Origin of the sequence: Thalassospira sp. UBA1131 (assembly GCF_002311515.1) — a bacterium.
In the GTDB taxonomy this organism is placed as follows: domain Bacteria; phylum Pseudomonadota; class Alphaproteobacteria; order Rhodospirillales; family Thalassospiraceae; genus Thalassospira.
Map to the genome: position 1 here is coordinate 70,916 of NZ_DCAO01000109.1, position 10,266 is coordinate 81,181.

Consider the following 10,266-nt stretch of genomic DNA (forward strand, 5'->3'; position numbering starts at 1 on the left):
GTGTTCTTTCTGCATATCGAAATACCACCGGCGACGTGACTGTTGCCAAACTTCTGGCGGCAAGTAACGACGCCGCCTGATGTCATCTGTGAATGTCAATTTTGGATATCCAAAGAATGAAGACTTTTGCGAATCTGAATATCGGGACCAAACTTTCCATTTTGCCGGTAATTGCGGTTATTGCGATCATCGCTGTCAGCCTGATTGGCGGGCGGGCCATCATGTCACTTTCTGATGGTCTGGAGTTCGCTGTCAGCAAGGCATATCCCGAGGTCAAGGATATTGGCGAGATTGATCGCAATGTGACCCGGGTGCACCAGACCCTTTATCGCATGCTGTCTTGGTCGGCCGCCGGTGTTGAAGGGGATCGGATGGAAGCCGTTTCCCAGGATCTTGAAACCCAGATCGAAGAAGCGCGTCAGTCCTTTGTGACGTTGCTTGAAAACGAAAGTCTCCCGGAATCGGGCCGCCAGATGTCGGTTGATGCGCAGGAACGCTTTGACGGTTACCTCGGCAAGGTCAATCAGGTCCTTGGCATGCTCGACATCGACTATACCGGGGCGCTCAGCTTTTCCTGGTCTGCACAGTCCGACTATGAAGCACTGATGGACATTCTTTCCAAGCTGCGCGGAACCGCAGAGCTCAGAATGGACAGTGCAAGCGGTGCGGCCATGGCGGTTGGCAGTTCGGCACAGGATCAGACAATTATTGCGGCTTTGTCGGCATCCATCGCCATGGCGGTGATCAGTTTTGTCATCGCAAGCCTGATCGGGGCGCCGGTCAAAAAACTGACCCATGTCATGCGCGAAATTGCCGAAGGCAAAACCGACATCTCGGTTCCCTATACCGCGCGCAAGGATGAGATGGGCAAGATGGCCGATGCGGTTGAGGTGTTCCGCCAGAACGCCGAAAGCCTTGAGGCCGCTGAAGAACAGCGCCTGCAGGATGAAGCCCGCGCGGTCGAGGAAAAACGCCAGATCATGCAGGAACTGGCGCGCGATATTGAAACGTCGGTACAGGGCACAGCAACGGCAGTCAGTGCCGCGATCGAGGAAATCGGCGCATCTGCATCGGCCCTTCTCGACAATGCCGAGCGCACCGATCATCAGAGCGAAAACGCCTTTGATGCATCCGGCAAGTCCAGCCACAACATGGGCGAGATCGCCCAGGCGGCGTCCGGCCTGGCTTCGGCGATTGCCAATATCAGCGAGGAAATCCAGAAAAGTAGCCGACAGGCACAGGAAGCCAGCGAACAGGCCCGCGACGCGGATGAGAAAATCCGCCGTCTTGAAGAAGCCAGCATCCGTATCGAGGATGTCGCTGCCCTGATTGGCAATATTGCCGAACAGACCAATCTTCTGGCCCTTAATGCCACGATTGAATCGGCCCGTGCCGGTGAGGCCGGCAAAGGGTTTGCCGTTGTTGCCAACGAGGTCAAAAACCTTGCCAGCCAGACGGCGAAATCGACCGAGGAAATTGCATCTGAAATTGCCAATGTCCGTGCCGAAACCGGACAGGCGGTCGAAGCGATCCGAACGATTGTCGAAAGTGTTCAGGGCATCAACGAAATTCTGAGACTGACGGCTGAATCTGTCATGGAGCAAGGCAATGCGACAGGCCAGATCAGCACCAGTATCACCGAGGCTGCCGGTTATGCGGAAACCGTGTCAGGCGGCATCGGTGATGTGCGCGACATTGCCCGGGCGACCCGTGATTCTGCGGGAAGTGTGGGCGAGGCAACCGCAGAGCTTAGCCGCGAAATGGCAGGGCTAAGCAGTTCGGTTGATGGTCTTGTTGCACGGCTGCGCGCCGTCTGACGGACCTTTGTGTTCATTTGTTTCAACCAACCAATCGTCAATCACGACATCTATCTATGATCAACAAGGGAAATTCAGGATGAATAAGGTTTTGCGTTCTTTCGGTGCGGCTCTGGCGTCGTTGCTGATGGTTTTGAGTGTATCGTCGGCCATGGCCCAGGATAAGGAAGCAACCGCCAAGGATCTGGTGGATAAGGCAATCGCCCTTTATGACGACGTCGGGCAGGAGAAATCCTTTGATATGTTCAACGACAAGTCCGGTGAATTCGTATTTGACGAGTTTTACGTCATTGTTGCTGATGGCGAAAAAGGCACGTTCCTGACACACGCGATCAACCCGAAGCTTGTTAACAACCCGGGCCTTTGGGACCTTCAGGATGTGAACAGCAAGTTCATCATTCGTGACATGGTCGAAACCGGAAAGGCATCGCCGGATGGTGGTTGGTCCAACTACACCTGGACTCATCCGCAGACCAAAAAACTTGCCGAAAAGAAAACCTGGGTGAAAGCCCATGACGGCAAGATTTTCATGGTGGGTTATTACGACTAAAAAGTAATCATATCCAAAAAGCAAAAACCGCCTTCGGGCGGTTTTTGTGTTTCAAGTAAAATGGATCAATTTGTAAAATATTTATTAAGTTAAATGAGTGGGATTTCGAGTGCATAGTTTAGAAAATACTTAACATGACTCTGATCAAAAGTGCGATTTAGTATATGAATCACCAGATTTAATATATCTAAGTATATGTAATCGCGCATTTTGTCACATCACTATTGAAGAATTGTCTCAAATGCAGCGGCTTAAAATCATTATAATGATGGCTGTATCTACAGGTCCGCAAAGACGGACTGGTATCTCCTGGGGGTGAGCGGTGGTGCACGCGATGGCATTTTTATCGTTTGCGCCATGTTGTTTGGACCGAACCATTCGGTTTTCAACAAGGAGATCGCGACGTGGAAAAGATCAAACGAGCTATCTTTCTGTCAGGCGGCGGGCCTGCTGTTGGCTTAAGCATCGGGGTGCTTAAGCGTCTGCAGCAGGAACCGGATATAAAATTTGATATCTGGTCGTCTGCCTGTATCGGCGCTTGGCTCTCTGTTGCCTGGCATCAGGCCGACGAGGGTCAGGAACTTGACCAGACCATCGCCTTCTTTCGTAAAATTTTTCGACCCGCAAGTGTCTATGAACGGTTTCCGATTGCATCGGCCTTTGCACCGGACTTCTTTTCTGATTTCACCAACAAACTCAATTACTTCTTTAACCCCAACAGCTATCAGGGGCTGATCGTGCCGGACGCCATCGGCGAGGCCGTTGAACATGTGCAGCATTTCATGGGCAATCCGAAATACTGGACGCCGCACAATTTCAACGATGTTTTGCTAAACGGTTTTCTGGCGGCAAATCCCCTGTCGCGTCTTCTGGTCGGATCGATCTATCAGACCCAGACCAAGGGACTAGCCAAGATCTATTCACCCGACAGCATGTTCTTGGACCGGCTGAACTTTGATCGGCTTTATCAGCCCGACAAGCCGGCCATGTTCCACAACGCCTATAACCTTTCCAAGCAGCGGCTTGAACTTTTCACCAACAAACCTGATCACTACGACCTGCCACAGATGAACGCGCAGACGCTGTGTGCCTGTTCTGCCTTGCCGTTTATCGAAGAGCCGGTCGAAATCAACGGCGATACCTATTGCGAGGGTGCGACTGTTGATACGGTCAACTTCTTTGATTTCTTGCGCCTGCATCCGGATGTCGATGAGGTCTGGGTCAGCCGTATTCTTGATCTTAAGCAGGTGCGTCAGCCTGAAAACCTGTATGACGCACTGAATAACCTGATCATGCTGTTTGCCGCATCGGCCAGCGAAGACGCTGTTGCAGCCTTCAAACGTGAAGTCGCCGAAAGTGGCCGTAAGATCGATATCGTTGAAATCCCGGTTTCCCCGCATATCAACTATGACTGGACGTGGGAAAACCTTGATCGCGGGATCGAGGACGGCTTTGAGTCAACTGATCACATGATTGCGGATTACCGCCAACGCAAACGTCAGGAAAAGTCTGTTAAAAGTTTGCGAGAGGGCGCGATGCGCATTCTGCCTGAATTCCAAAGCCGTTTTCCGCGCTTTGTCTGAGCAATAAAAAAAGGGCCGCATGGTGCGGCCCTTTTGATTTTTGTCTTATTCCGCCGCCTTGAGGTGTTCGGGCGGGTTGCGGAACTGTTCAAGCAGTTCGGCTTCGCGCACCTTGACCTTGGCGATGTGTTCTTCCTTGACGTGGCCGTAACCGCGAATGTGTTCGGGCAGGGCCAGCAACGCCTTGGCGATGCGGGCATTTTCGTGGTTAAGGCCGTCGAGGACCTCGGTTACCAGTTTTTCGTAATCCGTGATCAACTGGCGTTCGATCTTGCGTTCCGGGTTGCGGCCAAACGGATCAAGTTTGGTGCCGCGCAGGAACTTCAGTTTCGCCAGCATGCGGAACGCCGACATCATCCATGGACCGTAAACAGATTTTTGAGGCTTGCCGGTTTCCGGATCGGCATTGGCAAGCGACGGCGGGGCAAGATGGAAGTTGATCTTGTAGTCCCCCGTGAAGGTCTGGGTGACCTTCCTCATGAACGCCGGGTCGGTGTAAAGACGGGCAACCTCATACTCGTCCTTATAGGCCAGCAGTTTGAAATAGTATTTCGCAACCGTCCGGGCCAGATCATCTTCATCGCCAAGGCGTTTCTCGGCCGCTGAAACCTTATCAACAAGGGCTGTGAAACGATCGGCATAGGCTGCGTTCTGATAATCGGTCAGGAAGGCGTGGCGCTTGGCAACGATATCGGAAAGCTCGGTCGCAATCGGGTGGGCTTCGGCCTCGTTCGGGCCGACGATCCCGATCACGCGATCACGGTCATGGGCATACAGGCGGCCCCAATGGAAGGACTGCTTGTTCATGTCAATTGACACGCCATTAAGCTCAATCGCCTGCATAAGCGCCTCTTCACTGATCGGGATCAGGCCGCGCTGCCAGGCAACGCCCAGCATGAAGAGGTTGGTTGCAATCGAGTTGCCCATCAGGCGGGTCGCTATGTCGCTGCCTTCAACGAAATGAACCGCATCAGCACCACAGGCATCACTGATGACCTTCATATGCTCGTTGGTTTTAAGTTCAAAATCCGGGTTATGGGTAAAGGCACCGGTAACGGTTTCATGGGTGTTGATCACCGCCTGGGTAAAGTTCCGGCGCATTTTGGCAAGCCCTTCATAGCTTGCCGCAACCAGAAGATCACAGCCCAGAACCACATTGGCTTCACCGGCTGGAATGCGCGCGGCATGCAGCTTGTTTTGGTCATTGGCAAAGCGAATATGGCTGACAACAGCTCCGCCTTTTTGTGCCAAGCCCGCCATATCAAGGCCGACAATACCCTTGCCCTCAATGTGGGCGGCCATTCCAAGCAACGCACCAATCGTGACAACGCCGGTGCCACCAACACCCGTGACCAGAACCGACCAGGGTTCGTCAATTTCGGGCAGGGTCGGGCGCGGCAGGCTGGCAAAGACTGCATCGGTACCGGTATCCCCCTTGGCGGCGGCATCGGGTTTGCGAAGTTCGCCGCCTTCGATGGTGACAAAGCTTGGGCAGAAGCCCTTAAGGCAGGAGAAATCCTTGTTGCACGCCGACTGGTCAATCGCGCGTTTGCGGCCAAACTCGGTTTCGACCGGCACAACGGCAAGGCAGTTGGATTGTTCGCCGCAATCACCGCAGCCTTCGCAGACCAGATCATTGATGAATACCCGCTTGGGTGGATCAACCATCAGTTTGCGTTTGCGACGACGGCGTTTTTCGGCTGCACAGGTCTGATCAAAGATCAGGATCGAAACGCCTTCGATTTCACGCAATTCTTTCTGGGTGTCTTCCAGCGTATCGCGATGGCGAATATCAACGCCCGGCGCAAAGTCCGCACCCATCGGGTATTTTTCAGGCTCGTCTGACAAAACGATGATGCGTTTGGCACCTTCGTCAAACATCTGGCGTGTGATTTGCGGCACGGTCAGTGGCCCGTCAACCGGCTGGCCGCCGGTCATGGCGACTGCGTCGTTAAACAGGATTTTATAGGTGATGTTCACACCCGATGCGACGGCGGCCCGAACGGCAAGGGAGCCTGAATGGTAATAGGTGCCATCGCCCAGATTCTGGAAAACGTGCTTGGTATGGGTGAACGGTGCCTGTCCGATCCATGTCGCACCTTCGCCGCCCATATGGGTAAAGGTTTCGGTGGATCGATCCATCCAGTTGACCATGTAATGGCACCCGATACCGGCCATGGCGCGGCTGCCTTCGGGGACCTTGGTCGAACTGTTATGCGGGCAACCCGGGCAGAACCACGGAATGCGTGCAACATCCGGGCGCGGTTCGGCAATTTCCTTTTCTTTTTCGGCAAGCCAGTCGATGCGTTCATGAATGGCCGGGCTGTCATAGAACCGCTTGATCCGTTCGGCCAGAACCACGGCAACGCGGGCCGGGGTCAGTTCGTCCATCGATGGCAGGATCCATTCGCCCTTTTCATCGAACTTGCCGATCACGGTCGGGCGAACGTCTTCGCGCCAGTTATAAAGTTGTTCCTTGACCTGGTTTTCCATCACCGCGCGCTTTTCCTCGACGACGATGATCTCCTCAAGTCCCTGGGCGAATTCGCGGACATCCTCGCGGTTCAGCGGCCAGCTCATGCCGACCTTAAGCACGCGAATGCCGATCTTGGCGGCGTCTTCTTCGGAAATGCCAAGGTCATCGAAGGCCTGCATGACATCGAGATAGGCCTTGCCGGTGGTGATGATGCCAAGCCGCGCATTCGGGCTGTCGATCACGGTTTTATTCAGCTTGTTCGCCCGCGCATATGCCAGTGCGGCATAGAGCTTGTATTTCATCAGGCGATGTTCTTGCTCCTTGGGCGTGTCGGGCCAGCGGATATGCAGACCGCCCTCGGGCATGGGGAAATCGGTCGGGATGACAGGGGTTATGCGATCCGGGGCGACATCGGCCGCGGCCGAACTTTCCACCGTTTCGGCAATGGTTTTCATCGCCACCCAGCAACCGGAATAACGGCTCATCGCCCAGCCATGAAGGCCGTAATCCAGAATGTCCTGAACACCGGACGGGTTCAGAACCGGGATCTGCGCATCGATAAAGGCATATTCGGTCTGATGGGGCAGGGTGGATGATTTGCAACTGTGGTCATCACCGGCCAGAACCAGAACGCCGCCATGCTTGGATGTGCCGGCATGGTTGGCGTGTTTGAAAACGTCACCGGACCGGTCAACACCCGGGCCCTTGCCATACCACATGCCAAAGACGCCATCATATTTGGCATCCTTGTACATATTGACCTGCTGACTGCCCCAGACGACGGTGGCAGCAAGGTCTTCGTTCACACCCGGTTGAAATTCGATCTGCTGTTTGGTCAGGAATTTTTGGGCGCGCCAAAGTTGCTGATCAAGTCCGCCAAGCGGCGATCCGCGATATCCCGAAATGCACCCGGCAGTATTAAGCCCCGCGCGGGCATCAAGCTGGCGCTGCATCAGGGGCAAACGGACCAGTGCCTGGATACCTGTAAGGTAAACCCGGCCTTCCTCAAGCGTGTATTTGTCGTCGAGTTGGACTGCCGCCAATTGTTGTGCCATGACCGGTCTCCCTGGGATCTCTCTGATATGCGGGGTCATTTCGGGCCCGATGCACTGCTTTTATTGATATGGGTGTTTGTGCAGTGTTTCGGTATGACCTTTAATTTATCTGTCAGGTCGGGTGTGCGGGACCTGTGCCTGACCTTGAAATGGTAATAAAGACTGACCTTTTTTCAAAGCGAAGTCGCATCGCACTATGCAAAACGCCTGATTGCATCTGTTGACGTAAGGTCAACTTATTATTTACTTATTCCGGTACCGATTTACGCGCAATAAAATTACTGGCATGCTGCGCTGCAACTGTCGCATTGTGCTCTATCGACTAACAAACTGGTCATTAATATGAGCCGATTTCCATTAACAGGATTACACGATTCCTATTTTCGTTGCTTGTCGCTCCAGGGGGCGTCGTGGGTGTCAATGACATCTATGCGGCAGAAAAAGATGCTTGACGAGTTAAAGGAATCCGCTGCCGATACAGGTTTCGTTACTGATTTTCTAGATAGATCCAGCGCTCGACTTTCTAGTGTCGAGTCCAGAATTTATCATCTGACGATGGTCAATTACGTAATAATAGCATTGTTGTTTGTTGGAGTGTTTACTAAAGGAAAATCTATTCACCTGCTCGATATGAATGCATCAGAAGTGTATAATATCAAAGAGTTCGCGTTGTTTGTTTCAGCAAGTATAATATTATTTATTTCAATGATGAAAGCGCACGTAAGTTCTATTTCTGATGATTTGATCGCATGTGTACGTTTCAGATATGGAGATCAATTTTCAAGCAAAATAAAAGAGATATTGCCGGGGGACCCTTTTGGTTCAAGATTTTCGTACTTGGTGTATGTCGAAGGAGGAGGTTTTCCAGGGTTTTTATCTAAATTGTTTCACTCGTGGTCTATATTGCTAATTCTAGCAATTTTAGCTTTATATATAATTATAATCGTATTTGTTCACGTATATCTTTTGTTGGATGTGTTGCGTGATCCAAGTGTTTCGAGATGGGTTTCTTGGTCGATTTTTGGCTATGTAGTTCTTGTTGATATTTTGTCTCTATTCTTAGGAATGGCGCACATTATTCCTTTTAGATATGTTGATTATAGATACTCTGAATTATTCAATGAAATTGAGAAAGGTGATAGGAAAAATTACTTTGATGTATGTGATGGAATTTCTGTTTGGAGCTTCAGGCCGAAATTTCACAATTACTTAGTGGATGGTGCAATTCTGTTGTTTGTGACGTTTCCACTATTTTTGGTGATGCTAAATTACTTAGGTTTAATTGATGGTAAGGTTAGCTGGTTAGAATTCGGCGGTTCATTTGTTTTTTGTTTCATTGTCAACGAGTTAGTCGCTTTCATCTTTTGGCGTATGTCACTGGAATCTTATGTGGTTGATAATTATGATACTTTGGCAACTGCTGTTGAGCTTTTAGAGGCCTCCGTGCAGGGGAAAGGTGAGGCGGGCGGGACTAGTAGTTCAGCTTCAGAAATTTATAACTCAGCAACTGTAGATGAGCGCTAATCAATGGATCAACGTGTTTCGCTTATTACTCTGGGTGTCGCGGATTTGGATCGATCGCGGCGTTTTTACGAAGGTGGCCTCGGCTGGCAGATGACCGAAATGGTCGAAGGGCAGGTGGTGTTTTACCAGCTGTCCAATGGTTTGGCCCTTGGTCTGTTCGGGCGCGAAGCGCTTAAGGAAGACGGTCACTTTGACGACGACACAGGTGCCAGCTTTGCCGGATTGACGCTGGCTTATAACGCGCGCAGCGAAGAAGAAGTCGATCAGGTGATGGCCGAGGCTGAGAAGGCCGGGGCCAAAATCCAGAAGCCTGCCGAGAAGGTCTTTTGGGGCGGGTATTCCGGTTATTTCCGTGATCCGGATGGCCATGCATGGGAAGTGGCGTTTAATCCGTTCTGGGAAATTGACGAGAAGGGCAATCTGCACATCCCGCCACAGAAAACCGAGTAGGGCGCTGCCATCACGTCATTACGGCATCGCTGCATACTTTCACAGCACGGGCAGCAATTTGCTGCCCGTTTTCGTAGATATTCCAAAGTACAGTTGCATCGGGGATAATTTACTTTTACATCGAACGGGATGTAGTTTTAATCCACGCTTCCAAGGGGGATAAGGTTTTGAGTTGGATCGAGCAGTTTCCGGGTCTGTCACGTTTGCCCGATGCCATCCGATCCTACCTTGTCGAAGAAAGCAAGATCGTCACCGTTCCGGCCAATACGGTCATTTTCGGACCGGGCAAATCGCCGGAACACTTGTTGCTGCTACTCGATGGCACAGTGCGTGTGCAGCAGACATCCGATACCGGTCGTGAAATCGTTCTTTATCGCGTTCATGCGGGTGAAAGCTGCGTTCTGACCACGGCCTGCCTTCTGGCTTATGAAGATTACTCGGCCGAGGGGATTGCCGAAACCGAAACCCGTGCGGTGGCGATCCCGCGCAAGGTGTTTGACAAGCTTGTCTCGGACTCAATCGAGTTCCGCCAGTTTGTCTTTACCGCCTATTCGAAACGCATCACCGACCTGTTCATGGTGATCGAGGAAATCGCATTCCAGAAGCTTGATATCCGTCTGGCCCACAAGCTGATCGAACTGGCCGGGGACAATGATACGGTTTCGGCAACCCATCAGAAACTGGCCGTCGAACTGGGGTCTGCCCGTGAAGTGATTTCGCGCCAGCTTCAGGAATTTCAGCGTCGGGGCTGGATCGAACAATCGCGCGGCACCATCCGGCTGATTGATCGTGCGGCGTTGGAAAAACTGGC

Annotated in this window: 7 protein-coding genes; 6 read left to right on the top strand and 1 reads right to left on the bottom strand. The window is 52.0% G+C overall.

The window, feature by feature from the left end; all coding sequences use genetic code 11:
* Positions 1–116 precede the first annotated feature (116 nt).
* The 3 genes from B3Z49_RS18145 (at position 117) to B3Z49_RS18155 (ending at position 3,950) form a co-directional block, all read left to right on the top strand.
* Positions 117–1,817, top strand: coding sequence for a methyl-accepting chemotaxis protein (locus tag B3Z49_RS18145; RefSeq protein ID WP_296993394.1), 1,701 nt, complete (start codon positions 117–119; stop codon positions 1,815–1,817).
* A gap of 79 nt (positions 1,818–1,896) precedes the next feature.
* Positions 1,897–2,367 (top strand): cache domain-containing protein, encoded by a 471-nt coding sequence (locus B3Z49_RS18150; RefSeq protein ID WP_008891347.1) that lies wholly within the window; start codon positions 1,897–1,899, stop codon positions 2,365–2,367.
* 404 nt (positions 2,368–2,771) lie between these two features.
* On the top strand, positions 2,772–3,950 hold the full coding sequence (locus B3Z49_RS18155) for a patatin-like phospholipase family protein (RefSeq protein ID WP_040824236.1): 1,179 nt from the start codon (positions 2,772–2,774) through the stop codon (positions 3,948–3,950).
* A gap of 45 nt (positions 3,951–3,995) precedes the next feature.
* Here the strand turns inward: B3Z49_RS18155 and B3Z49_RS18160 are convergent, their stop codons facing one another.
* Positions 3,996–7,481, bottom strand: coding sequence for an indolepyruvate ferredoxin oxidoreductase family protein (locus B3Z49_RS18160; RefSeq protein WP_296993398.1), 3,486 nt, complete (start codon positions 7,479–7,481; stop codon positions 3,996–3,998).
* Positions 7,482–7,925: 444 nt separating this feature from the next.
* On the opposite strand from B3Z49_RS18160, the gene B3Z49_RS18165 reads away from it, so the two are divergent.
* From B3Z49_RS18165 to B3Z49_RS18175, 3 genes are all read left to right on the top strand, one after another.
* Positions 7,926–9,005 (top strand): hypothetical protein, encoded by a 1,080-nt coding sequence (locus tag B3Z49_RS18165; protein WP_296993400.1) that lies wholly within the window; start codon positions 7,926–7,928, stop codon positions 9,003–9,005.
* Positions 9,006–9,008: 3 nt separating this feature from the next.
* On the top strand, positions 9,009–9,455 hold the full coding sequence (locus B3Z49_RS18170; protein ID WP_287445681.1) for a VOC family protein: 447 nt from the start codon (positions 9,009–9,011) through the stop codon (positions 9,453–9,455).
* Positions 9,456–9,622: 167 nt separating this feature from the next.
* On the top strand, positions 9,623–10,266 hold a 644-nt coding region (locus B3Z49_RS18175; RefSeq protein ID WP_296993404.1), incomplete at its 3' end, for a Crp/Fnr family transcriptional regulator.

Bases quoted from the DNA above. Each gene is read 5' to 3' on its own strand.
- B3Z49_RS18145 (WP_296993394.1), top strand. From the start codon at position 117: ATGAAGACTTTTGCGAATCTGAATATCGGGACCAAACTTTCCATTTTG.
- B3Z49_RS18165 (WP_296993400.1), top strand. From the start codon at position 7,926: ATGCTTGACGAGTTAAAGGAATCCGCTGCCGATACAGGTTTCGTTACT.
- B3Z49_RS18170 (WP_287445681.1), top strand. From the start codon at position 9,009: ATGGATCAACGTGTTTCGCTTATTACTCTGGGTGTCGCGGATTTGGAT.
- B3Z49_RS18160 (WP_296993398.1), bottom strand. From the start codon at position 7,481: ATGGCACAACAATTGGCGGCAGTCCAACTCGACGACAAATACACGCTT.
- B3Z49_RS18150 (WP_008891347.1), top strand. From the start codon at position 1,897: ATGAATAAGGTTTTGCGTTCTTTCGGTGCGGCTCTGGCGTCGTTGCTG.